This is a genomic window from Streptomyces sp. NPDC045021, assembly GCF_056432645.1.
Genome location: NZ_JBWKIQ010000003.1, coordinates 293,323 through 316,152 on the forward strand (window position 1 = coordinate 293,323; position 22,830 = coordinate 316,152).

At 69.4% G+C, this 22,830-nt stretch carries 20 protein-coding genes and 1 tRNA gene; 17 read left to right on the forward strand and 4 right to left on the reverse strand.

Annotated features, from left to right (window positions below):
- The first annotated feature begins 10 nt into the window (after positions 1 to 10).
- The 10 genes from AC07DC_RS12645 (at position 11) to AC07DC_RS12690 (ending at position 8,325) form a co-directional block, all read left to right on the forward strand.
- Positions 11 to 220, forward strand: coding sequence for a hypothetical protein (locus AC07DC_RS12645; RefSeq protein WP_478914370.1), 210 nt, complete (start codon positions 11 to 13; stop codon positions 218 to 220).
- On the forward strand, positions 217 to 459 hold the full coding sequence (locus AC07DC_RS12650; RefSeq protein ID WP_478914371.1) for a hypothetical protein: 243 nt from the start codon (positions 217 to 219) through the stop codon (positions 457 to 459). Before AC07DC_RS12645 ends, AC07DC_RS12650 begins: the two co-directional genes overlap by 4 nt.
- A gap of 56 nt (positions 460 to 515) precedes the next feature.
- On the forward strand, positions 516 to 740 hold the full coding sequence (locus AC07DC_RS12655) for a hypothetical protein (protein WP_478914372.1): 225 nt from the start codon (positions 516 to 518) through the stop codon (positions 738 to 740).
- A gap of 90 nt (positions 741 to 830) precedes the next feature.
- A complete protein-coding gene (locus AC07DC_RS12660; protein WP_478914373.1) occupies positions 831 to 2,270 on the forward strand; it encodes a DNA cytosine methyltransferase in 1,440 nt (479 codons plus the stop codon).
- Positions 2,271 to 2,316: 46 nt separating this feature from the next.
- The gene (ssb, locus tag AC07DC_RS12665; protein ID WP_478914374.1) at positions 2,317 to 2,790 is read left to right on the forward strand and encodes a single-stranded DNA-binding protein; all 474 of its coding nucleotides are present in this window, start codon (positions 2,317 to 2,319) and stop codon (positions 2,788 to 2,790) included.
- A gap of 88 nt (positions 2,791 to 2,878) precedes the next feature.
- On the forward strand, positions 2,879 to 3,775 hold the full coding sequence (locus tag AC07DC_RS12670) for a bifunctional DNA primase/polymerase (RefSeq protein WP_478914375.1): 897 nt from the start codon (positions 2,879 to 2,881) through the stop codon (positions 3,773 to 3,775).
- A complete protein-coding gene (locus AC07DC_RS12675) occupies positions 3,772 to 4,920 on the forward strand; it encodes an AAA family ATPase (protein ID WP_478914376.1) in 1,149 nt (382 codons plus the stop codon). The genes AC07DC_RS12670 and AC07DC_RS12675 overlap by 4 nt, the downstream gene beginning before the upstream one ends.
- The gene (locus AC07DC_RS12680; RefSeq protein ID WP_478914377.1) at positions 4,917 to 5,117 is read left to right on the forward strand and encodes a helix-turn-helix transcriptional regulator; all 201 of its coding nucleotides are present in this window, start codon (positions 4,917 to 4,919) and stop codon (positions 5,115 to 5,117) included. Before AC07DC_RS12675 ends, AC07DC_RS12680 begins: the two co-directional genes overlap by 4 nt.
- On the forward strand, positions 5,117 to 6,481 hold the full coding sequence (locus AC07DC_RS12685; protein ID WP_478914378.1) for a tyrosine-type recombinase/integrase: 1,365 nt from the start codon (positions 5,117 to 5,119) through the stop codon (positions 6,479 to 6,481). Before AC07DC_RS12680 ends, AC07DC_RS12685 begins: the two co-directional genes overlap by 1 nt.
- 629 nt (positions 6,482 to 7,110) lie before the next feature.
- Positions 7,111 to 8,325: a hypothetical protein gene (locus AC07DC_RS12690; RefSeq protein ID WP_478914379.1), complete on the forward strand. Its 1,215-nt coding sequence runs from the start codon at positions 7,111 to 7,113 to the stop codon at positions 8,323 to 8,325.
- Positions 8,326 to 9,090: 765 nt separating this feature from the next.
- Here AC07DC_RS12690 and AC07DC_RS12695 read toward each other — a convergent pair.
- Together AC07DC_RS12695 and AC07DC_RS12700 are read right to left on the reverse strand one after the other, a co-directional pair.
- Positions 9,091 to 9,390, reverse strand: coding sequence for a barstar family protein (locus AC07DC_RS12695; protein WP_478914380.1), 300 nt, complete (start codon positions 9,388 to 9,390; stop codon positions 9,091 to 9,093).
- A gap of 228 nt (positions 9,391 to 9,618) precedes the next feature.
- Positions 9,619 to 9,694, reverse strand: a tRNA-Arg gene (locus AC07DC_RS12700).
- Between the two features lie 327 nt (positions 9,695 to 10,021).
- Between AC07DC_RS12700 and AC07DC_RS12705 the strand changes: the two genes are divergently transcribed.
- The 7 genes from AC07DC_RS12705 to AC07DC_RS12735 all read left to right on the forward strand — a co-directional run bounded on the left by AC07DC_RS12705 (position 10,022) and on the right by AC07DC_RS12735 (position 18,854).
- The gene (locus tag AC07DC_RS12705) at positions 10,022 to 11,623 is read left to right on the forward strand and encodes a dynamin family protein (protein ID WP_478914626.1); all 1,602 of its coding nucleotides are present in this window, start codon (positions 10,022 to 10,024) and stop codon (positions 11,621 to 11,623) included.
- 110 nt (positions 11,624 to 11,733) lie between these two features.
- Positions 11,734 to 13,383: a GTPase gene (locus tag AC07DC_RS12710; protein ID WP_478914381.1), complete on the forward strand. Its 1,650-nt coding sequence runs from the start codon at positions 11,734 to 11,736 to the stop codon at positions 13,381 to 13,383.
- Between the two features lie 268 nt (positions 13,384 to 13,651).
- A complete protein-coding gene (locus AC07DC_RS12715; RefSeq protein WP_478914627.1) occupies positions 13,652 to 14,056 on the forward strand; it encodes a single-stranded DNA-binding protein in 405 nt (134 codons plus the stop codon).
- 236 nt (positions 14,057 to 14,292) lie between these two features.
- Positions 14,293 to 15,684, forward strand: coding sequence for an LAETG motif-containing sortase-dependent surface protein (locus AC07DC_RS12720; protein WP_478914382.1), 1,392 nt, complete (start codon positions 14,293 to 14,295; stop codon positions 15,682 to 15,684).
- A 364-nt stretch (positions 15,685 to 16,048) separates the two neighbouring features.
- Positions 16,049 to 17,713: an energy-dependent translational throttle protein EttA gene (ettA, locus tag AC07DC_RS12725; RefSeq protein WP_138355090.1), complete on the forward strand. Its 1,665-nt coding sequence runs from the start codon at positions 16,049 to 16,051 to the stop codon at positions 17,711 to 17,713.
- Complete coding sequence (locus tag AC07DC_RS12730; RefSeq protein WP_478914383.1) at positions 17,713 to 18,165, forward strand: acyl-CoA thioesterase; 453 nt, start codon at positions 17,713 to 17,715, stop codon at positions 18,163 to 18,165. The genes ettA and AC07DC_RS12730 overlap by 1 nt, the downstream gene beginning before the upstream one ends.
- Entirely contained in the window at positions 18,162 to 18,854 is a 693-nt protein-coding gene (locus tag AC07DC_RS12735; RefSeq protein WP_478914384.1) for a DUF8185 domain-containing protein, read from the forward strand. The genes AC07DC_RS12730 and AC07DC_RS12735 overlap by 4 nt, the downstream gene beginning before the upstream one ends.
- 155 nt (positions 18,855 to 19,009) lie before the next feature.
- On the opposite strand, the gene AC07DC_RS12740 is transcribed toward AC07DC_RS12735, so the two are convergent.
- Positions 19,010 to 20,005: an ABC transporter ATP-binding protein gene (locus AC07DC_RS12740; RefSeq protein WP_478914385.1), complete on the reverse strand. Its 996-nt coding sequence runs from the start codon at positions 20,003 to 20,005 to the stop codon at positions 19,010 to 19,012.
- Positions 20,002 to 22,830 carry an FtsX-like permease family protein gene (locus AC07DC_RS12745; RefSeq protein WP_478914386.1) on the reverse strand — a complete coding sequence of 943 codons (2,829 nt, stop codon included), beginning with the start codon at positions 22,828 to 22,830 and terminating at the stop codon, positions 20,002 to 20,004. Before AC07DC_RS12745 ends, AC07DC_RS12740 begins: the two co-directional genes overlap by 4 nt.

Genomic DNA, 22,830 nt, shown 5'->3' on the forward strand with positions numbered 1-22,830 from the left:
TCGGAGCCCCATGAACCAGCACACCGATCGCATCACGCTCATGGCCGCCGGTGAACTCCGCGACGCCCTCCAAGCCCTGCGCTCCGGTGACGTTGCTGCCGCCGCGCACGGGCTGATGAGCATCGACCCAACCTCCTGGCAGGCCATCGAGCACCGTCTCGCAGCCCTCGGCGGGACGCTCCTGGAACTCCTGGCCACCGCCCGGGAGGGCGCGGCATGAGCGCCGACCTGATCGCCGCTGCATGCCTGTTCGGCCCCGGCATCCTCGCCGCCCCTGCCGTGGCTGTCGGCTACGTGCGGGGCCGGCGCGAGATCGCCGCCGTCGACCTGGTGCTGAGCGAGACCCACAACTCAGCGCCCGAACCGCCGCCGGACTCCCGTGAGCCCCTCCCCGCACCTGTCGCGCCGATCGCGGGCCTGGCAACGGTCATTGCTCTTCCCAATCGTCGCGCCGCATAGCGGCGCCCACCCGGCAGAACCCCGAGGGCACTACCTCGCCGAAAGGAATGGACCACATGACCGGAGCAGAGCACTACCGCATCGCCGAACGGCTCCTGGACGAAGCAGCTTTCGCCAAAGGCGGCCTGACCGTCCAGGCGCACATCGTCGCCAAAGCGCAGGTCCACGCGGCACTCGCCATCGCCGCCGCGACCGCGCTGCAGCCCGGGAACCTCACTGTCAACCACCCCGAGTGGCACGCGTGGCGTGACGCCGCCCTCACCCCGGGCCACGCGGCCTAGATCAACCCGGGACGGCGGCACTCCCAGCCGACGACAGCCAACCGCCCCGGATCCCCAACCCCTGAACGCAACCTGAAGGAGGTCGGGCCGATGAGCCTGACATTCACCGACATCTTCTGTGGCGCCGGTGGTTCGTCCACCGGCCTGGTGGCCGCGGGCATGGAGCTGAAGCTCGCCGCGAACCACAGCCGGATCGCGATAGCCACCCATGCCGCGAACCACGACGCGGAACACATCTGCGCCGACATCAACAACTACGACATGCGGCGCCTGCCGCGCACCGACATCCTGTGGGCCTCCCCGATCTGCCAGGAATCCAGCCCCGCCGGCGGACGCAAGCGCCGCGCCAAGGGCCAGACCGCCTTCGCCTTCGAGGAGTACGGGGCGGTCGAGCCCGCCGCCTGGGAACGCACCCGGGCCACCGCCTACGACGTCATCCGGGCTACCGAGATCCACCGCTACCGGGCGGTGCTGTGCGAGAACGTCGTCGAATTCGCCGCGGACTGGGAGCTGTTCGACTGGTGGCGGGCCGGCATGGAGAAGCTCGGCTACCACTCCCAGATCGTGTCCGTGTCCTCCGCGCACGTCGGCGGTGCGGGCAACGCGCATGCCCCGCAGTGGCGCGACCGCATCTACATCGTCTACACCCGCCACGGCATCCCGCTGCCCGACCTCAAGCCCCGCCCCCGCGCCTTCTGCCCCGTCTGTGCCGAGGATGTGGACGCGGTGCAGTCCTGGCGCAACGGGCGCCGGATCGGCAAGTACAAGCAGCAGTACGACTACCGGTGCCCCAACAACGCCTGCCGTCACGCCCTGGTCGAGCCGTACGTGCGGGCGGCGGCCGACATCATCGACTGGACCAACACCGGCGCCCGCATCGGCGACCGCCCCCGCCCGCTGGCCGCCACGACCATGGAGCGCATCCGGACCGGGCTGCGGCTGTTCCCGACACAGCGCACCGTGCTGACCGTCAACCACAGCGGGCACGACGGGCGAGCCCTGCCCGCCGACGCCGGCCCGTTGCCCGCTCGCACGGTGAAGATCGGTGAGGGGCTGCTCGTGCCGTGCGGCGGCGGATGGAACGCCGTCCCCACCACCACCGCAGAGCCGATGCGCACCCGGATGGCCAACCCCAAGGGCTACGAAGCCCTGCTCTCCGCGCCGTTCGTCGTGGAATACCGGCGCAACGGCACCGCCGAATCCGTCGTCCGCCCGCTGGCCACCGTCACCGCCGGCGGCAACCACCACGGGCTGGTCATCCCCTACCGCAACGCCGCACCCAAGAGCACCGGGCAGCCGCTGCACACGCTGGCCACGCGGGATTCCGCCGCCCTGGTCAGCGCGGCCCCGGACATCGAGGACTGCTACTTCCGGATGCTCCAGCCGCGCGAACAGCTCACCGCGCAGCGCTTCCCGGCCGCGTACATCGTGCACGGCACCAAAGGCGAACAGACCGCACAGGCCGGCAACGCCGTGTCCTGCAACGTCGCCCAATGGATCGGCGAACGCGTCGCCGCAGCCCTCGCCTGAACCAATCCGAAGCACCCCACCGCAGCACCTGACAAGGAGCCCAATCATGACCGTCGGAGAAACCCCGATCACCGTCGTCGGCAACCTCGCAGACGACCCCGAGCTGAAGTTCACCGCCGCAGGTGACCCGCTGGCGAAGTTCACCGTCGCCTCCACCCCGCGCAGCTACGACAAGACCACCGGGCAGTGGAAGGACGGCACGGCGATGTTCCTGCGCTGCACCGCCTGGCGCGACCTGGCCACACACATCAGCGAATCTCTGACCAAGGGCGCCCGGGTCGTGGTCACTGGGCGGCTGCGGCAACAGAACTGGCAGAACGCCGAGGGCGAGAACCGCTCCATGCTCGCGCTGGAAGTCGACGACATCGGCCCGTCCCTGCGCTTCGCCACCATCACCGTGCACCGCGCCCAGCGCACGCAGGCCGCTCCCTCGCGGGACCAGTGGTCAACCGCGACGAACACTCCCGGCGCCCCGGAAGGCACGGCGCCGCGCGGCTTCAGTGACGAGCCGCCCTTCTAGCTAACCCCGGGGCGGCGGCACTCCCAGCCAAGACAGCCCGCCGCCCCGGACCCCATCCCCGGTACAGGACCGAGAAGGAGATTCCAGGATGCCTGACTCCTCCCACTCGCACGACACCAACCAAGTGCTTCACGCAGCCCTGACCGCCGCCGACCGCGGCTGGCACGTTTTCCCGCTCATCCCCGCCGACAAGCGGCCCGCCATCACCGACTGGGAACACCGGGCCACCATCGACCCGTCCCGCATCCGCCGCTGCTGGACCCATGCCCCCTACAACATCGGCATCGCCCCCGGCCCCTCGCACCTGGTGGTCATCGACCTGGACACCCCCAAGGGACCGGCGGACACCGCCCCGCCCCGGTGGGACGACGCCGGGATCACCGATGGCGCCGACGTCCTCGCCGACCTGGCCCACCAGCACGGGCAGCCCTACCCCTCCGACACCCACACCGTCCGCACCGGGTCAGGCGGCACCCACCTGTACTTCACCGCCCCGGACGGCACCGAGCTGCGTAACACCGCGGGCAAACTCGGCTGGAAGGTCGACACCCGCGCCGGCGGCGGCTACGTCGTCGGAACGGGCAGCACCGTCAACGGCCACCCCTACACGCTCACCCACGACACCGACCCGGTACCGCTGCCCGCCTGGCTCACCGACCTGCTGCGCCCGGCACCGCTGCCCCCGCAGCGTCCCGTCACGGTCCCGCTCGCCACCGACCGTCGCGGCGCCTACCTGCGCGTTGCGATCACCGACGAACTCGCCAAGGTCACCACCTCCCAAGGCGGCAAGCGCAACGAAAAGGTCTACCTCGCCGCTGTCGCCCTCGGACAGCTCGTCGCCGGGGGAGAACTCGTCGAAGGCGAAGTGACCGTCTGGCTCGCATCCGCCGCCACACAGATCGGACTGGGCGAACGCGAGACCCAGCGCACCATCGCCTCCGGGCTCAGGGCAGGGGCCAAGCGCCCCCGAAGGGTCGCGGCATGACCAGCGCCAACCCCATCCCTCCACTGCACCTGCATTCCGTCCGCCAGGAACCGGCCCCCGAACTACCGCCCGCCCGCGAGCGTCCCCGCACAGCCTGGACAGCCGATCAGCTCATGGCCACCCAGTTCCCCGACCCGAAATGGGCCGTCCCCGGCATCCTCGCCGAAGGCGTCACCCTGCTGTGCGGCCCCCCGAAAGTCGGCAAGTCCTGGCTGTCCCTGGGACTGGGACTGTGCGTCGCGGCCGGTGAAATGGCGTTCGGCTCCGTCCCGGTGGACGGCGGACCCGTCCTGTACCTGGCGCTGGAGGACACCCCGCGACGCCTCCAGACCCGCATGGGCAAACTCCTCGCAGGTGGCAAAGCCCCAGCCGGCCTGACCCTGGTCACCGAATGCCCGCCCTTCCCCCAGGGCGGCAACGAAGCCATCGCCGGATGGCTCGACCGCCACCCCGACGCCCGCATGGTCGTCATCGACGTCTTCACCAAAATGCGCGGCCCCGCCGCCCCCGGCGCGTCCGCCTACGAAGCGGACTACGCCGCCGTCGGCCACCCCAAGCGGATCGCGGACCACTACGGCATCGCCGTCGTCCTGGTCCACCACGTCCGCAAAATGGCCTCTGAGGACTTCCTCGCCGAAGTCTCCGGAACCAACGGCATCGCCGGCGCCGCTGACGCCACCCTGGTCCTCAAACGTGCCCGCGGCCATGCCGACGGCATCCTCCACACCACCGGCCGCGACGTGGACGAAGCCGAATACGCCCTCACCTTCGAGGCCGCCTCCGGAGCCTGGCGCCTCCTGGACGGGCCGGCAGGCGACCACCTGGTGGGGGAGACCCGGGCGGCCATCCTGCGCCACGTCCGCGCCAACCCCGGAACCCGTCCGCGAGACCTCGCGTCGGTGGTGCCCCAGGTGGACGCGGACACCATCCGTAAGACCTGCGCCCGCATGGCCAGCGACGGCCAACTCGTCAAGGACAACGGCGGCCGCTACTTCGCGGACACCGCAGCAAAGCAGGACAGCATCCCGGAACTGTCCCACCTGTCCGGGCTGTCCGGTCAGCGCGCTGACCAGCAGAAACAGACCGGACAGCACCCGGACAGTGCTGTCCGGGTGTCCGGTTCCGAAGAGGGGAGCGCTCCATGACGACAGCGGCCTTCAGATCTCGGGAAAAGCTCACCCTCGCCGAGGTCTGCGAAGAGCTGAAGATCTCGCGTTCCACCTTCTACGACTGGCGGCAAAAGGGCCGCGCGCCCCGGTGCATCAAGCTCCCCAACGGGGACTTGCGCGTCCGCCGGGGCGTCCTGGACAACTGGCTCGACGACCGTGAGGACCGCGCCTGATGGCCGACACCTACGACGCTCGTATCTGGAAGATCCGGGCTTACAAGGGAAAGCGCGGCACGACGTACACCGTCCGCTGGACGGTAGGCGGGAAGGCGTTCAGGGACACTTTCCCGATGGAGGCACAGGCGGATGCATTTCGCTCCGAGCTGGTCACAGCCACCCGCCGTGGTGAGGCGTTCAGCCTCACCACGGGTCTCCCCGTCTCGCACCGATCCATAGCTGCCGCCACGAACTGGTACGACTTCGCGGTCCAGTTCATCGATGCGAAATGGCCCCGGACGTCGGCGAACAACCGCAAGAACATCGCCGTGGTGTTCATGGCGACGACGGTCGCCCTGCTCCGCGCCGTCCATAACGACTTCAAGCCTGTCGACGTCCGCACGGCGCTGCGCGAATGGGCCTTCAACCGGAACCAACGGGACAGCGCACCTCCTGAAGTGAAGGTCATCCTCGCGTGGGTTCAACGCAACACATTCACGATGTCCGCCTGGGAAGACCCCGGCAAGGTAGAGGAGGTATTGGAGGTCATTACGACGAAGCTCGACGGTAAGCCAGCCGCAGCCTCATCGGTGAAGCGCGCGCGACGCGTACTCAACGTCGCCATGGAGTACGCGGTGACACGCGGGATCCTGCTGAACAATCCACTACCCAAGGGCAAGGGCACGAGCCCAAAAAGCTCCACCTCGGTGGACAAACGGAGCCTGCTCAACCCATCGCAAGCGGCAGCTCTGCTCAGTTGGGTCCGTCGCCGCCCCCGCGGCGGCCGGCGGCTGCACGCCTTCTATGCCACGCAGTACTACGCAGGCCTGAGGCCAGAGGAATCTGTCGCGCTCGATGTGCGCGATGTCGACCTGCCTGAGGAGGGGTGGGGCGAGATCCTCGCGCATACGGCGACCCCGGAGGTCGGCAGACGATGGACCGACTCCGGAGAGATCCATGACAGGCGTCACCTGAAGGGGCGGGCACAGGGGGATACCCGTGTCGTCCCGTGCCACCCCGCCCTGGTGAAGATCCTGCGCGAACACATCAAGGCTGAAGGGCTGAAGCCTGGCGATCTGTTGTTCCGAGGAGAGAAGGGAGATGCCCTGGCAGGGTCCGTCTTTCGCAGAGGATGGGACCGAGCCCGGAAGGAGATTCTCACCGCGGACGAATACGCGTCGCCGCTCGGCAAACGGGTCTACGATCTGCGCCACACCTGCCTGACGACATGGCTCAACCATGGCGTCCCACCCGCGCAGGTCGCGGAATGGGCGGGCAACAGCGTGGCCGTCCTGCTGGCCACCTACGCCCGCTGTATCTCCGGACAGACCAAGGACCTCCAAAGGCGTATCGAGGCCGCGCAGGACATCAGCGGGTTGTAGCGCACGTGGTCGTGGTAGAAGCCGGCGCAGACACGGCAGGGCGCCCCCAACATCAAGGGGGGTGTCCTGCCGGGGGCTGAGTCCCAGAGCCGAAGATTCCTGATCGCCGATAAGCAAGCGATACTTTCTCCGTTCGGCCCAGCGCTCCTCCCGATGCTGGGGGAGTCCTTGAGAGACTGTCGGAGAGGCACCCTGTAACGCTGCTCAGGATTCCAGCACCACCAAGAAGGGGCAGATTCCTCGGCTTGCGAAGTGTTCAGCCGACGTCCACCCTAGAACTAGGCCGTTGAAGCGACGGGAGACGAAGCATCCACCCTCAACAGGCCTGCGCTGCATGCAGGTTGTAAAGGGCTACGCGCAGAAGGCGAGCAGCGATGCCTGGACCAGGGAACGCTTTCCCGGACTCGCTTACGTTGGATGGCCGCGATGAATTCGAGCAGCCAGACGCAGGGCGACGATTGGGATTGCTGTGGCTGTCCCGATCTAGTTGGATGCATCGGCGGGTTGATACGCTCGAATTTATCGACGCCGAGACTGTGCGTTGCAACATCGGATTCCATTTCACTGTTCCACCGTCTGGAGTAATACTCAAAGGCCTGGCGGGCCAACGTCAATGTCTAGTTCCTCTCATGCTGCTCGATAAAGCCAGCCTTTCCTACCGGTTCCGGATGTGTGATTCCGAGGGCCACTCCCTCCCCAGGTTGCGCAGCGAGGAGTGCGCGTCCCTTGAGTTCAATTTTCTAAACTCTGTCACTGAATCCATCATTGGCGGAGCGATCCCCAAAACACCCTGGCTTCCTGGCCTCCCGGACGGCCTAACATCAGCATTTAGACGCATCACTACATCCGTGATTCGCGATGGAAAGAACACCTATGAATTGATGCGTGAAATGCCGTGGGGACTAAGCTCCGACCAGCACGACCGCCTCTTCGGCACTGCGGACAAACTGGCATCAGAGTTCTTCCGGATCTCCGTGATGACGTTGACTGAATGTCACATGCTATGCGCTTTGGTTCCGGGTGAACCAGATGGTGAATGTATGGTGAAGATAACGACGGATGTTCCCCAAGAATGGGAAGTGGCAACAGGGAAACCCTGGCGTGGAGTATCGGTACTCCTCGGTTGGGGAACGTGGGAATTCAAAATAGCACCGCCCGTCGGGGATCCAAGAAGCTACCACTGTGAACTATGGTCGCCGACAGGCGTGGAAATAGATCCAGGTTCACCTGGCTTGACGCCTGGGTTGCCTAAGCCTCATGTGGGATACCTCGGTCGGCACGGGTATCACCTAGCGGCCCACGATTTCGGGGGCGGACAAGAATATACATTGCGTTTGAGGCTAAGGTCTGAGCTTAGAGGCTGGCTGTCCGCGACTCTGGCGACATGCCTGGCCGTGGTGGCTCTTTTGTTGGTTGGACACGAAAAAAGCGCCGACCTCGTCTCCGCTAAGGCAGTCGGTAACGGTGCGGCCGAACCCTCCTTGAACTTTACTGTTCTTCTGACGACTATATTCCTCGCGGTTGGCGCTGCCTCCATAACAATTCTGGCCAAGTCCTCGTCCTCCTCAAAAGTGCATGCGTTGGAAGATAAGATGCTAGTGGGCCTTCGGGGTGTCTCGTGGTGCATCCCAATCGTGTGCTTCTCGGCAGCCCTTGTCATGTTCTGCGTGAATTCAACGGGGTGCATGAGATTGGGTTTCTTCGTGTTGCTCATGGTGCAGGGTGCACTACTAACATTGGTGATCCTGCCATGGTGTATACGCAGAATTACGAACAGTAAACAGAGCGCGATGGCGGCGCGAAAGAGTGATGAAACCAGCCCAGGGCTTTCATCAGGTGGATGAACGTGCGACAGTGATTGGGTCAGTGAGGAGGTGCCGCTATGCCTCGACGCATTAGCGGGCAGGGCGAAGATCGATTCATTTGGGTGCAGACCCTCGATGGACGTCAGGCATGGCCAGATGATGGGTTGACTGATCAAGGCCGAGCTTTCGGGATCGGACTTCTCAGTGGGGCCTACCAGGAGCCTTCGAGCAGTGCCGCCATCTCCCCCTCCCCCTCCCAAGGAACCCCTAGGCCGGGTAGCAGCTCGGTCGATACTTGACAGACGGGGACCGTCCGCTTCCTCGCCAGGCCCATGGTCCTGTCGGGCTGCGTAGTGGTCGCATCGTGAGCTGTGTGATGGGCGTGCATTCGGCGAGTGCGGTTCTGGAGGCGCGACCACGCTGCTGGTGATCATTCGTCGCGTCATTCTGCCCGTGCATCAGCGGCTGGCATCCGTAGTTCGCATCGAGGTGATCACCCCAGCCACGGCGTATTTGTGGGATGGATAGAGACGCCTGACGTGCAGCAGCCCGCCTGAGCTGCGGAAACAGCTAGGACGCCTTGGCCTCCGGAGGCGATTGACCTCGCAAGACCGGAGAAGGGGCGGCGGCGTCACTGGGTGCCGGCGGGGGGTGCAATCGTCAGGTGGGTCGACGACCGGGGGGTTTTCCACTGGGTCCCGGCGGTCCATGTCGAAGTTGGCTGGCCAGGTCCCGGGCTCAGATATGGCGGGACCAGTCGAGGCCGCTCTAACCGCGGCGGGCCGCCCTCTATACCCACGGGCGCTACTTACGCGGGCTGAGTTCCAGGACGGCATGGGTGGAGTCCCGGAAGACCTGACGCAGGGCTGCGCCGTCAGCGTTGCCGTCGCTGAAGAGGCCATGTTCGTCGGCGTACACGGCGAGCAGGTCGTGTGCATCGATGGTCGCCGAGATGGCTCGGGTCTCGATGGTGTCCCACCAGGCATCGACGCTGCTGCCCATCCAGTCGGGCAGGCCGCAAGGGGCTCTCATCGCCTCCCGGAAGTCCTTGAGGGTGAGGATCTGCTGCCTTCGTAGATCGGCTACCAGCCTGGTTTGAGCCATCCGGGGAGGCTACCGCCGACGCGGGGCGGGGGACCCCGGCCGGCCCCCGAGGCAAAACTTCGCCGCGTATTCGCCGCAGCCACCCGCAGAAACCCGGTGACAGCCGGACGGAGCCGTCCCTGCCTACTCTTCGAGAGTAGGCAGGGACGGCTGCGTGTGTGTGGCGTCGTTCTGGCGCTGACCTGCGGAAAGGTTTCCCCTCGCGGGTACGCCGGACGGGTGAAGCGGTGGTGCCCCCAGCAGGACTCGAACCTGCGGCCAAGTGCTTAGAAGGCACCTGCTCTATCCACTGAGCTATGGGGGCCGGACAGTGGCCGCGGCTGTCTCCGCCCCTGGGTGGTTCCGTGACCTGGCCGGGGTCAAGGATAGGGCGCGGTGGACCTACTACCGGTTGCTTCACCTCCGTGACACGTTGTGGAGGTTCGGTGAAGCGGTCCGATAATCGCAGGCGGGTACGAATGCTGCACCGCTTTTTCCTCCTCAGTCGGTGGCCGTTGTGCACTCGTTATGCCCGAGTCTCGTCCGCCTCCCTTACCGCCGTATCGGGTGCGTGCGGGCCAAAAAGGCGTGAACTGGGCGGTATACGCTTCAAAAATGCGCCAAAATGGGGCATTCTGCCACTGTGGCGATCTTGGACGTACGGCCCGAGCTGCTCGACGCGCTGTCCGCGCTGCGCGACCGCGTCGACATCGCGCGTTTTCCGTTCCCACTTCCTGGAGCCGCGCGGGCCCGCCGTACCCGCCAGGAGCTGATCGCGCAGCTCGACGACTATCTGGTGCCCCGGCTGCGGACCCCTGAAGCGCCGCTGCTGGCGGTGGTCGGCGGATCGACGGGGGCGGGGAAGTCGACGCTGGTCAACTCGTTGGTGGGGCGACGGGTCAGCGAGGCGGGGGTGCTGCGTCCGACGACCCGGACGCCGGTGCTGGTGTGCCACCCCGCGGACCGGGCCTGGTTCGCCGATCCGCGGATCCTGCCGGGCCTGGCACGGGCCTGGTCCGCACCACCCGTGACACAGAACGGGGACGGGGACGAGGGCGCGGAGGGCGAACTGCTGCGGCTGGAGACCGACGACGCGCTGCCCAGGGGTCTCGCGCTGCTGGATGCCCCGGACATCGACTCGCTCGTCTCACGAAACCGTGAGCTGGCCGCGGAGCTGATCTGTGCGGCGGACATCTGGATCCTGGTCACGACGGCGTCGCGGTACGCGGACGCGCTGCCCTGGCATCTGCTGCGCACTGCCAAGGAGTACAACGTCACGCTGGCCACCGTGCTGGACCGGGTGCCGCACCAGATCGCCGAGGACGTCGCCCGGCACTACGCGGCGCTCCTGACGAAGGCCGGGCTCGGGGACGTACCGCGCTTCACCGTGCCGGAGCTGCCCGAATCGGCGGGCGGGGGCGGGCTGCTGCCGCAGACCGCGGTCGCCGCGCTGCGCCAGTGGCTGGTGCACAACGCCGAGGACCCGGCCGCCCGCCAGCAGGCGGCGCACAGGACCGCGGTCGGCGTCCTGGACTCGATGCGCGCCAGGATGCCGGCGCTGGCCTCGGCCTCGGCCGTCCAGCACGCCGCGGCGGTACGGCTGGCCCGTGGTGCGGAGGACGCGTACGCGGAGGCCGCGGAACGGATCGACAGCGCCGTGACGGCCGGGGTGCCGCTGGCCGGTGAGGCGCTGGCGCGCTGGCTGGAGTACCCGCACTGCGGGCGCGAGGCGCTGCAGTGCGCGCTCGCCGAGGGGCTCGCGACGCTGCTGCGTTCCGAGGTCGACGCGGCCGACGAACGCACTGCCGCAGGGTGGCGGCGGGACCGCGCCGGGGCCGCGATGCTCGCGGAGCCGGACGCGCGGCCGGACCGGGCGGCCACCGCGGACCGGATCGACGCGGGGGTCGCGCGGTGGCGCGAGGGTCTCACCGACCTCGCCTACGCCGAGGTACGGGCCGCCCGCGACGCCGAACGGGCCCCTGCCGACCCGGAGGACGCGGCGGCGCTGCTGGCGACCGTCCTGCTCGGCGGTCGGCGCGGGAGCGCGGCGGGCGAACGGCTGGCGGAGACGGTCGGCGCGCAGGCCGCGCTGCGGATGCGCGACCGTGCGCGCGAGCAGCTGGAGGACGGGGTCGCCGGTCTGCTGCGCGGTGAGTGCGAGCGGCGGCTCGCGCCCGTGGACGGCCTCGATGTGACCGCTCAGCAGCAGTCGTCGCTGATCGCCGCACTGTCCCTACTGCAGAAGGAAAGGTGATCGCGGTGGCATCCACGGCAGGAACCGGCACGGGCGCCGCCGGAGCAAGAGTTTCCGGAGACTCCTCCTCCGGAGGACGAGTCTCCGGAGAACGAGTCTCCGACGGAGCAATGGGCTTCGCCCGAGGAACGGGCGCGGTGCGGGAAAACGGAGTCCGCACTTCCGGCGGCTCGCACGGCGCTCGGCGCTCCCCGGATCCGCTCGCGGCGCGGGTCGACGCGCTCGGGGAGTTGCTCGGGCTGTCCCGGACGCGCGTCAGCCCGGACGAACTGGCCGAGACCGGAGCGCTGTTGGAGCGGGTCGGGGAGCGGCGGCGGCTGTCGCTCGACCACACGGTCGTCGCGCTGGCCGGTGCCACCGGGAGCGGAAAGTCGACTCTGTTCAACGCTCTCGCGGGACTGGAACTGTCGGCGACGGGCGTCCGCCGGCCGACGACCGCCGCGCCTGTCTCCTGCTCCTGGGACCCCGAGGGCGCGGCCGGACTGCTCGATCGGCTCGGTATCGCCCCGCAGGATCGTTACGCCAGACGGAGCGTGCTGGACGGCACCGATCGCGTTCCTGGGACGGACGAGCGGCTGGCCGGTCTCGTGCTGCTGGACATGCCGGACCACGACTCGGCCGCGCCCGGCCACCGCGACCAGGTGGACCGGCTGCTGCAGCTGGTGGACGTGGTGGTGTGGGTGCTCGACCCGGAGAAGTACGCGGACGCCGCGCTGCACGAACGCTATCTGCGGCCGCTGGCCGGGCACGCGGACGTCACGCTGCTGGTGCTCAACCAGGTGGACCGGCTGCCCGGCGACGCCGCCGACCAGGTGCTGGACGATCTGCGGCGCCTGCTGGACGAGGACGGACTCGCGGTCGGGGAACACGGCGACGCCGGCGCGGTGGTGCTCGCGGTCTCGGCGCTCAACGGGGTCGGTGTGCCCGATCTGCGGGCCTGCCTCGGGCAGATCGTGGCCGAACGGGGAGCGGCGAACCGGCGGCTCGCGGCCGACGTGGACCGCACCGCCGGCCGCCTGCAGTCGCTGTACGTCGGAGAGGGCGCTGTGGGCCTGACGGATCCGGCCCGCGAGGAGTTCGTCGACCGGCTGGCCGACGCGGTGGGAGTCGCGGGCGCCGGTGAGGCGGCGGAACGCGACTGGACGCGCGCCGCGGAGACCGCCTGTGGCACACCGTGGGGGCGGCTGACCGCCGATCGCCAGGGTGGGACGGACTCGGTGGCCCGCGGTCCGGCCGGACTCGCCGCGTCCCGCCCCGCGGTGGACGAGGCGGTGCGGGCACTCGCGGACGACGCGGCCCAGGGGCTGCCCGTCCCGTGGGCGCGGGCCGTGCGGGACGCGGCGCGGCGCGGCGGCGAGGGACTGCCGGCGGCGCTGGACACGGCGGCCGCCCGCGCCGAGCCGGCGGGGCCTGAGCGGCCCGCCTGGTGGTCGGCGGTGGGTGCCGCCCAATGGCTGCTGATGAGCCTCGCGGTGGCCGGGGTGGTGTGCCTGGTCGCGATCGCGGTGGGTTCGCTCGATGCCTCCTGGTGGCTGCCGGTCGTCCTGCTCGGGGTCGGCGCCCTCGGCGGCCCGGCGCTCGCCGGGGCCTGCCGTATCGCCGCGCGCGGTCCGGCCCGCCGGTACGGGCAGGCGGCCGAGCGGCGGCTGCGGGCCGCCGCGGCGGACTGCGGCCGGGCGCGGGTGCTGGAGCCGGTGGCGGCGGAGCTGCTGCGCTATCGCGAGGTGCGGGAACAGTACGCGGTGGTGGCCGGGGGCTGAGGGCGGGGGCGGTGCCGGTGCCGGCACCCAGGAACGGCGCCGGGACCGGCACCCAGGAACGGCGCCGGGCGCTGGTGTCCGGGGCTCGAGACCCGGGCCCGAGACCCGGTGTCTGGGCTGAGATTTCACTCCCAGGAGTGACGGAGATATCCACAACCGGCCGGTAATCCACAGATTACGGCCGGTTTTTCCGCGCTCCGTCCGACTCGTGCACGATGTCCCCAGGGCACTCGGGAGCGGGATTTCGACAGCGGGGGAGAGCGGGCGGATGAATGAGACGTCGGTGACGGTGGTGGGGAATGTCGTGACGCAGCCCGAATTCCGGGAGACGGCGACGGGTGTGCCGGTAATCCGGTTCCGGCTGGAGACGACGGCTCGCCGCTGGGACGCGGAGCGGAGGGCCTGGAGTGACGGCAGTACGAGCTTCTTCATGGTGCGGGCGTGGCGGACGCTGGCGGCCAATGTTCGGACATCGGTCCAGGTCGGTGAACCGTTGGTCGTGCGGGGGCGGCTGAGGGTCCGTGAGGAGGAGCACGAGGGCCGGTGGTACGTCGCGGCGGACATCGACGCGGTGGCGATCGGGCACGATTTGTCCCGGGGGACGGCGGCGTTCCGGCGGGTGTCGGTGGTCCGACAGGAACTCGTTTCGCCTCGGTCGGCTGAGATGTCCTGAGAATCCCGGTTGCGCAGCTTTTATGCGAGCGAATGGCATCGGTGACTTATCGACATTCTCATGACCATCCCTAAATTACATAACGATTGCGATTCGAATTGGTTATGGGAACGGATTGTTGGTGGTCGCGATACCTGTGGTTCCTAGGATTCCTTCGGTACTGCGGGGGCCCGGATGCTCTCGGAGCCGCAGGCGAGGCCACCCTCACGACCCGGCTTCGCCCGAAGGGGAGTTCCATGTTCAAGATTCAGAGGCGAGGCACTGCCCGCCTCGCCGCCGCGGGCCTGGCCACAGGTCTGTTCGCAGCTGGTGCGATATCCGGCGCGGGTGCCGCTTTCGCGGACGGCGGTGCCACCGCGGTGCTGGGCGGCCTGCAGGCCGACAAGTCGGACGGCGTCGTCATCCACGAGGGTGGTAAGGACAAGGCGATCAACGCCGGTCTCTTCACCATGGACGTCGGTGGCGGCACCATCCAGACGTACTGCATCGACATTCACAACCCGACGCAGAAGCACGCGAAGTACCAGGAGGTCCCGTGGGACTCCTCTTCGCTGCACAACAACCCTGACGCGGGCAAGATCAACTGGATCCTGCAGCACTCCTACCCGCAGGTGGCCGACCTGGCCGCGCTGGCCAAGGCCGCCGGCACCGGTCCGCTGACCGAGAAGACCGCCGCGGCCGGCACCCAGGTCGCCATCTGGCGCTTCTCGGACAAGGCGAACGTCGACGCGAACGACAAGGCTGCCGAGCAGCTCGCCGATTACCTGGGCAAGGCGGCGACGGACACCCCCGAGCCCAAGGCGTCCCTGACGCTCGACCCGCCGGCCGTCTCCGGCAAGTCCGGCGACAAGCTCGGCCCGGTCACGGTGCACACCTCCTCCACCGCGCCCGTGCAGATCCAGCCCGCCGCGGACATCCCCGCGGGCGTGAAGATCGTCAACAAGTCGGGCAAGGCCGTCACCTCCGCGGTCAACGGTGACCAGCTCTTCTTCTCCATCCCGGCGGGTGCCGCCGACGGCACCACGTCGGTGACGGCCACGGCCGTCACCCAGGTTCCGGTCGGCCGCGCGTTCACGGGCGTCGACAGCAAGAGCCAGGTCCAGATCCTCGCGGGCTCCAGCGCAACCACCGCGACGGCCACGGCCACGGGCACCTGGGCCAAGAAGGGCCCGATCCCGGCGGTCTCCGCCACGGTCGACTGCGCCAAGAACGGTGTCGACGTCACCGCCACCAACAAGGGCGACGAGGCGTTCACCTTCGAGCTCGCGGGCCAGAAGTTCTCCATCGAGGCCGGCAAGTCGAAGACCATCACCGTCCCGGTGAAGGAAGACCAGAAGTACGAGATCACGATCTCCGGCCCGAACGGCTTCACCAAGACGTTCAAGGGTGTTCTGGACTGCAAGACGACCGGCACGCCCACCCCGGCGCCGAGCACGCCGACCACCCAGCCCAGCCCGGCCTCGGCCGGTTCCACCACCGGCACCACCGGTGGTGACCTCGCTCAGACGGGTGGCAGCAGCGCCACCCCGATGATCGCGGGCATCGCCGTCGCGCTCGTCGCGGTCGGCGGCGGCGCGGTCTTCTTCCTCCGCCGGAAGAAGTCGGCCGGAACTCCCGCGGGCCAGTAGTCCAGGCCAGTAGTAGCGGGTTGTAGACGCAGGCTGAAGTGACGGGGGCGGGACTCTTGGAGTCCCGCCCCCGGTTCGTTCCCGCCCGGTCCCCGCAACCATGCGGAGACCGGGCGGTGGCCGTTCCGGACCGGGCGGTGGCGGTTCCGGACCGGGCAGTGGCGGTTCCGGACCGGGCGGTGGCCGGTCTCCGGGCGGTGCCGGCTTCCGGGCGGGTGGCAGTGCCGGTGGTGCTGGTGGGGGCCGTGGGGCCGGCGGCGGCGCCGCGGGCAGGGGCTCTCTGACCTACTCGTTCGCCCGTCGGGGTGGACGTACGGCAAGATGGGGTGTATCTGCCCACACATCGATTGCCGGACGGTTTCTCTTGGCTGAGTACATCTACACGATGCGCAAGACGCGCAAGGCACACGGCGACAAGGTGATCCTTGACGACGTGACGCTGAGCTTCCTGCCCGGCGCGAAGATCGGTGTGGTGGGTCCCAACGGTGCCGGTAAGTCCACGGTGCTGAAGATCATGGCCGGCCTGGAGCAGCCTTCCAACGGTGACGCGTTCCTGTCGCCCGGGTTCACCGTCGGCATCCTCATGCAGGAGCCGAAGCTCGACGAGTCCAAGACGGTCCTGGAGAACGTCCAGGACGGCGCCGCCGAGATCATGGGCAAGCTCAAGCGCTTCAACGAGGTCGCCGAGCTCATGGCGACCGACTACTCGGACGCGCTGCTGGACGAGATGGGCAAGCTCCAGGAGGACCTGGACCACGCCAACGCCTGGGACCTCGACGCGCAGCTGGAGCAGGCCATGGACGCGCTGGGCTGCCCGCCCGGCGACTGGCCGGTCACCACCCTCTCCGGTGGCGAGAAGCGCCGCGTGGCGCTCTGCAAGCTGCTGATCGAGGCACCGGACCTGCTTCTCCTCGACGAGCCCACCAACCACCTCGACGCCGAGTCGGTGAACTGGCTGGAGCAGCACCTCTCGAAGTACGCGGGCGCCGTCGTCGCCGTCACTCACGACCGGTACTTCCTGAACAACGTCGCCGAGTGGATCCTCGAGCTCGACCGCGGCCGCGCGATCCCCTACGAGGGCAACTACTCCACGTACCTGGAGAAGAAGGCCACCCGCCTCAAGGTCGAGGGCCGCAAGGACGAGAAGCGCGCCAAGCGCCTCAAGGAAGAGCTGGAGTGGGTCCGCTCCAACGCCAAGGGCCGCCAGGTCAAGTCCAAGGCGCGCCTCGCCCGTTACGAGGAGATGGCGGCCGAGGCCGACAAGGTGCGGAAGCTGGACTTCGAGGAGATCCAGATCCCGCCGGGCCCGCGTCTGGGCTCCATCGTCGTCGAGGTCAACAACCTTTCGAAGGCGTTCGGCGACAAGGTCCTGGTCGACGACCTGTCCTTCACCCTGCCCCGTAACGGCATCGTCGGCATCATCGGCCCGAACGGCGCCGGCAAGACGACGCTGTTCAAGATGATCCAGGGCCTGGAGCCCGCGGACTCGGGCTCGGTCAAGATCGGCGACACGGTCAAGATCAGCTACGTCGACCAGAGCCGCGCCAACATCGACCCCAAGAAGACCCTCTGGGCGGTCGTGTCGGACGAGCTGGACTACATCAACGTCGGCCAGGTCGAGATGCCGTCGCGGGCCTACGTCTCCGCCTTCGGCTTCAAGGGGCCGGACCAGCAGAAGCCCGCCGGCGTCCTGTCCGGTGGTGAGCGCAACCGCCTGAACCTGGCGCTCACGCTCAAGGAGGGCGGCAACCTGCTGCTCCTCGACGAGCCCACCAACGACCTCGACGTCGAGACCTTGTCCTCGCTCGAGAACGCGCTGCTCGAGTTCCCGGGCGCGGCTGTGGTCATCTCCCACGACCGCTGGTTCCTGGACCGGGTCGCGACCCACATCCTCGCGTACGAGGGTGAGTCCAAGTGGTACTGGTTCGAGGGCAACTTCGAGTCGTACGAGAAGAACAAGGTCGAGCGGCTCGGCGCCGACGCGGCCCGTCCGCACCGTGCCACCTACAAGAAGCTGACCCGCGGCTGATGGCCCGGCACATCTACAGCTGCCCGCTGCGCTGGTCGGACATGGATGCCTTCGGGCACGTCAACAACGTGGTCTTCCTGCGGTACCTGGAAGAGGCGCGGATCGACTTCATGTTCCGGCTGGCGCCGGGCGAGGGCAGCACGTCGTTCACGGGCGGGTCCGTCGTGGCCCGGCACGAGATCGACTATCTGCGACCGCTGGTCCACCGGCACGCGCCGGTGACCATCGAGTCGTGGGTGACGAAGATCGGCGCGGCCTCGATGACCGTCGCATACGAGATCAAGGACGAGGAGACCGTGTACGTACGGGCCTCCACGATCGTGGTCCCGTACAACCTCGCGGAAGGGCGGCCGCGGCGGATCAGCGCGGAGGAACGGTCCTTCCTGGAGGCGTACCGCGACGACCTGCCGTCGGACGCGGAGGCCGTGTCGGAAGAGGCCGTCGCCGCATGACGCGACTGCTCCTCGCCGGTGCCGGGGAGGCGGCGGGTCTCGCCGCCTTCCTGGGCCGGCTGGTCCGCTGGGACAAGGCCGCCGTGGTGCGTCTGCGCTCCGCGGAGGGCGTGCTCGCGGTCTTCGGCCAGCCGCCGTTCGGCGGCGTGCTGGCCATTCGCACGGCCTCGCTCCGCGACGTCCTCGACTTGGATGCCACCGTCTCGGCAGGCCAGCTGCTGGAAGGCATCGAGGAAGGCACCGGGGACTCCACCGTGGAAGCCCCCGGCCGGAGCGGCGACGCCGTCGTGGTCCCGGCGTCCGTCACCGGCCCCGCATGGGCCGGACTGCTGCCGCCGCGCGGTGGCTGGCAGCGGATCGCCGAGTTCGCGCCCGAGGACGTACGTGGCGCCGCCGAGCGGCTGGTGGGGGAGTTCCGCTCCCGTACCGAAGTGCTGGTGCCGGAGCGGCGGACGCGGGCCGAGCTCGACGCGCTCGCCGAGGAGGTCTGGTCCCGGCCGGTCGGGGACACGGTGCTGCCCATGCGCGCCGTGCACGCGGCGCAGGCGCTGGGATTCCTGCGGGGCGGCGGCGAGGACCCCTTCACGCTGCTGACGGCAGGGGCCTGGCTTCGGCTGCGGACGCCCTACGGGTCGGTCGCCGTACGGCGCACCGCCCTCGGTTCCGGCCTGACGGTCACGCCCACCTGACGGTCACGCCCCCTGAGGGTCGCAGCTGCCGACGCCCACGCCCACCAGACCGGGGAAGCGTCTGATCACGCCCACCTGACCGCGAAAGCCCCCGACTACGCCCCGCTCCGCCCGGATTGGTCCGGCTCGGGCTGATCAGTCCTGTTCCGGCGGTGTCAGTCCTGTTCCGGCGCCGTCGGGCGGTCCGGCCAGACGCCGATGTGGTCGGATTCGAGTTCCAGCAGGACGCGGTTCTCGATGGAGAGCGCCGCCGTGTAGTCGCGCGGGAGCTGCAGCCGGCCGGCGCGGTCGACGGTGGCGTACTCGCGGGCGACGACCGACTCCTGGCCGTGCTCGTCGATCTCGGTGTGGCGCAGCACCTCGGAGGCCGTCCGGCCGTCCCGGATGGCGACCGTGCGGCGTACGGCGTCGGCCACGGCGTGGTCGTGGGTGACGACGACAACGGTGGTGCCGAGCTCCTCGTTGGCGGTCCTGAAGGCGGCGAACACCTGCTCGCCGGTGGCGGAGTCCAGTTCACCGGTGGGCTCGTCGGCCAGCACCAGGGACGGGGAGTTGGCGAGCGCCACCGCGATGGCGGTGCGCTGCTGCTCGCCGCCGGACATCTGCCCGGGGTGCCGGTCGTGGCAGTAGCCGACGCCGAGCATGGTGAGCAGCTCCGTGGCGCGGGCGGCGTGCAGCCGCTTGGCGCGGAAGCCGTCACGCCCTGACAACTGCATCGGCAGCACGACGTTCTGAGCCGCCGTCAGATAGGGCAGCAGATTGCGGGCGGTCTGCTGCCAGACGAAGCCGACGACCTCGCGGCGGTAGCGCAGCCGGGACTTGGCGTCCATGTCGAGCAGGTCGTAACCGCCGACGGAGGCGGCGCCCGCGGTCGGTACGTCGAGGCCGGCGAGGATGTTCAGCAGGGTGGACTTGCCGCTGCCCGAGGCGCCGACCAGGGCCATCAGCTCGCCCTCCGCGACGAGCAGGTCCAGGCCCTGCAGCGCCTGGACCTCGACGCCGTCGGCCGTGAAGATCCGTACCAGCCGGTCGCAGCTGATGAGGGCGTTCTGCCCGTAGGCGGGCTGCTCGCGGCGGGCGGCCGCCCGCTGTTCCAGATCGGCCAGGGTGGTCGTGGCGCCGCCGGCGCCGCTCTCGGTGGTATTGGTCATGAGCGGTCTCCTACTCTCAGGTCCGTACTCTCACGGCGCCGTCCGGTCACCCACACCTGCGCCAGCAGCACCACACAGGCCAGTGCCAGCAGTCCGGCCGACGGCAGTGCCAGCGAGAGCGGGTCGGCGCGCAGCCCGAGGCCGGCCGGCACGGTCGTGTTCGGGTCGCTGCCGAACGCCAGCGCGGTGATGTCCACGCCGGGCCCGAGCAGCGGGATCACCGCGAGACCGACGAGCACGCCGCCGATCGCCGCCAGCAGCGCCTGCGGCAGCATTTCCAGGAACACCAGCCGTCGCCCGTCGCGCCGGCCCATCCCCATGGTCCGCAGCCGGGCGAGCAGCGCGGCGCGTTGGGGAGCGGCCTGGAGCAGGGACAGCAGCAGCGCGAGCGCGCTGTAGCCGGCGCCGCCCGCGACCGCGGCGAGATAGATGCCCCGCGCCCCGGACTGCAGGGCCGAGTCGGAGAGCGCGCCGCGCTCCTCGCTCAGCAGGGCCACGAACATGTTGCCGCCGGTCGCGGCGGTGGCGGCGCGCAGCGCCTTGCCGTCGATCGGGCCGTCAGCGGTGGCCATCAGTACGGTGGGGCCGGTGTACTGGCTGTAGTTCATGTCAGGGTGGCGCTTGGCGAGTTGCGCGGACGAGACGATCACGAAATCGGAGTTGGGTGCCGCCGGGGTGAGGTCCAGCACCGCGGCGGCCCTGATCTCGGTCGTTCCGATCGCGGGCTGCACGGAGACGGTTCCGCCCGCGAGCATCGTGGCGACCTTCCGGGAGACGACGGCAGGCATCGGACCGGTGCCGTTGTCGTGCAGGAGCGCGTCGGCGGGGAAGTCGGGGAGTCCGATGGAACGGGTCAGGGCGGCGTAGGCAACCGGGTCGACGCTGATCAGGCTGTAGGGCATCCCGAAACCGGCGGTGGAAGCGCTGGGCTCGACCCGGACGCCGAGGGTCCCGGCGACGCCGGGCACCTTCCGGATGTTGGCCGCGAGCTTCTCGGGCAGGACGAAGTTGGCGTCGATCCTGGCGTCGGCGCCGACGGCCGCACGGGCCGCCTCGTCGCGGCCGTCCGCCACCCCGGCGAGCACCGATCCGCCGAACGAGGCCACGGTGAGCGACATCAGCAGTGCAAGCAGCGGCAGTTGGGCACTGGCCGGGGAGCGGCCCGCACGGGCCAAGCCGAGGTGGGTGACGGCGCCGGTCAGCCGGGCCGCGGGCCGGGCGAGCAGCCGCAGTGGCAGCGGGTACAGGCGCAGCAGGATCAGCGCGGCGGCGATGGCGACGAGAACGGGCGCGGCGGCCAGGAACGGGTCGGTGCCGCTGACGGTGCCCCGCCTCCGCAGGGCGGTCACCGCGCCGATGACCAGGACGGTGATCGTGAGTTCGACGACCGTACGGCGCCGGGAGGGCCGGGCGTTGGCCACGTCCTCGCGGGCGGCCGGGCGCGGGCGGCGGTGCACGGCGACGGCCCGCAGCGGCAGGGCCAGCGAGGCCGTAGCGGCCACGGCGGCCCCCAGCAGCAGCGACAGCAGGTACCGGTCGGTCGGCAGGAGGACGAGGGCGAGCGCGATGCCGACGATCGCGGCCGGCACCGAGGCCACCGCCGTCTCGCCGAGCAGGCGTCCTGCCAGGCCGCGTACGGATCCGCCGCGCGAGCGCAGCAGGGCGAGTTCGCCCCGCCGCCGCTCGGCCGCGAGCCCGCCGGCCATCAGCAGGACGGCGAACGCGGTGGCGCCGACCCCGATCGCGGCGACCAGGACCAGCGGCAGCGCCGCCGTCCGGTCGCGTTCGTAGGAGGAGAGCAGCCGGCCGAGTCCGGTGGTGGTGTGAAGGTAACTCCCGTAACCCGACTGCATCGCGGTCGCGTCCGGGCCGCTGTCGAGCGAGGCCAGTTGTGTTTGGAGCGGGGCCACGTCCTGGGGGGTGAGGCGGCTCGTGTCGACGGGGTGGTGCCAGTAGAAGGAGGCGCCCTTGCCCAGGCTGAGCAGGGTGGGTGCCGCCTCCGGCGCGATCAGCGCGGTGAAGTGCCAGTAGAACGTGGGGTACTCGCCGGGTTTCGGGGGAGGGGACGTCAACTGGGGGGTGAGGACGTCCTGTTCCTCGTTCCAGTACGGCCCGCCCGGGTCGGTGGGCGAGACGATGCCGGTCACATGAACGGTGAACCCCGTGCCCAGGGTGCTGAGGTGGATCTCGGAGCCGGGACGCAGGCCCATCACCTTGGCGGTCTGCTCGGTGACCGCCGCATCGACGCGGTTCAGATCGCCCGACGCGTCGGTGGCAGCGGTACCGCGCGGCATGCTGCCGGCCACCAGCCGGGAGTGCTGCTCCAGACCCTGCTGGGCGACGAGGTCGGCCTTCGGGTTCAGCGTCTTGGTCGGCCGGGGCAGTGCGGGATCCAGCGCCGCGGAGTCGCTGCCGGTCCTGATCCCCACCACGGACTGGCCCGGCAGCAGCCGCAGAGGCGGTCGTACGAGCTTCTGGAACTCCGACTCCACGCCGGCGAGCGACTCCGGTGCGAACCGCGACGCGTCCCCCGCTCCCTCCGCACCCGACGAGGAGTCGCTGAGGGTGAGGGTGCGGCTGCGCAGGTTGGCGTCGGCGAGCGAACCGCGCAGCGCCTTGACCTCGTAGCGGTCAACCGCTCGCGGCAGCGCGGCGGCCAGAAAGGCGGTGACCAGGACCAGCAGGGCCATCGCGATGGCCGCCGCCGGTGCGGCACGCAGCCGGACCCGTACCCAGGAGAGCGCGGCGGTGCGCGAGGCCCCTGATGTGGCGGGAACACCGTCCCGGTCCGTCCCGCCGGGGAGACCTTCGGTCCCGTTCGTCAT

Coding starts and splice junctions, on each gene's coding strand:
- AC07DC_RS12740 (WP_478914385.1), bottom strand. CDS start 20,005: ATGACCAATACCACCGAGAGCGGCGCCGGCGGCGCCACGACCACCCTG.
- AC07DC_RS12650 (WP_478914371.1), top strand. CDS start 217: ATGAGCGCCGACCTGATCGCCGCTGCATGCCTGTTCGGCCCCGGCATC.
- AC07DC_RS12655 (WP_478914372.1), top strand. CDS start 516: ATGACCGGAGCAGAGCACTACCGCATCGCCGAACGGCTCCTGGACGAA.
- AC07DC_RS12735 (WP_478914384.1), top strand. CDS start 18,162: ATGACGCGACTGCTCCTCGCCGGTGCCGGGGAGGCGGCGGGTCTCGCC.
- AC07DC_RS12730 (WP_478914383.1), top strand. CDS start 17,713: ATGGCCCGGCACATCTACAGCTGCCCGCTGCGCTGGTCGGACATGGAT.
- AC07DC_RS12690 (WP_478914379.1), top strand. CDS start 7,111: ATGCTGCTCGATAAAGCCAGCCTTTCCTACCGGTTCCGGATGTGTGAT.
- AC07DC_RS12685 (WP_478914378.1), top strand. CDS start 5,117: ATGGCCGACACCTACGACGCTCGTATCTGGAAGATCCGGGCTTACAAG.
- AC07DC_RS12645 (WP_478914370.1), top strand. CDS start 11: ATGAACCAGCACACCGATCGCATCACGCTCATGGCCGCCGGTGAACTC.
- AC07DC_RS12695 (WP_478914380.1), bottom strand. CDS start 9,390: ATGGCTCAAACCAGGCTGGTAGCCGATCTACGAAGGCAGCAGATCCTC.
- AC07DC_RS12670 (WP_478914375.1), top strand. CDS start 2,879: ATGCCTGACTCCTCCCACTCGCACGACACCAACCAAGTGCTTCACGCA.
- ssb (WP_478914374.1), top strand. CDS start 2,317: ATGACCGTCGGAGAAACCCCGATCACCGTCGTCGGCAACCTCGCAGAC.
- AC07DC_RS12745 (WP_478914386.1), bottom strand. CDS start 22,830: ATGACGAACGGGACCGAAGGTCTCCCCGGCGGGACGGACCGGGACGGT.
- AC07DC_RS12680 (WP_478914377.1), top strand. CDS start 4,917: ATGACGACAGCGGCCTTCAGATCTCGGGAAAAGCTCACCCTCGCCGAG.
- AC07DC_RS12660 (WP_478914373.1), top strand. CDS start 831: ATGAGCCTGACATTCACCGACATCTTCTGTGGCGCCGGTGGTTCGTCC.
- AC07DC_RS12675 (WP_478914376.1), top strand. CDS start 3,772: ATGACCAGCGCCAACCCCATCCCTCCACTGCACCTGCATTCCGTCCGC.
- AC07DC_RS12720 (WP_478914382.1), top strand. CDS start 14,293: ATGTTCAAGATTCAGAGGCGAGGCACTGCCCGCCTCGCCGCCGCGGGC.
- AC07DC_RS12710 (WP_478914381.1), top strand. CDS start 11,734: ATGGGCTTCGCCCGAGGAACGGGCGCGGTGCGGGAAAACGGAGTCCGC.
- AC07DC_RS12715 (WP_478914627.1), top strand. CDS start 13,652: ATGAATGAGACGTCGGTGACGGTGGTGGGGAATGTCGTGACGCAGCCC.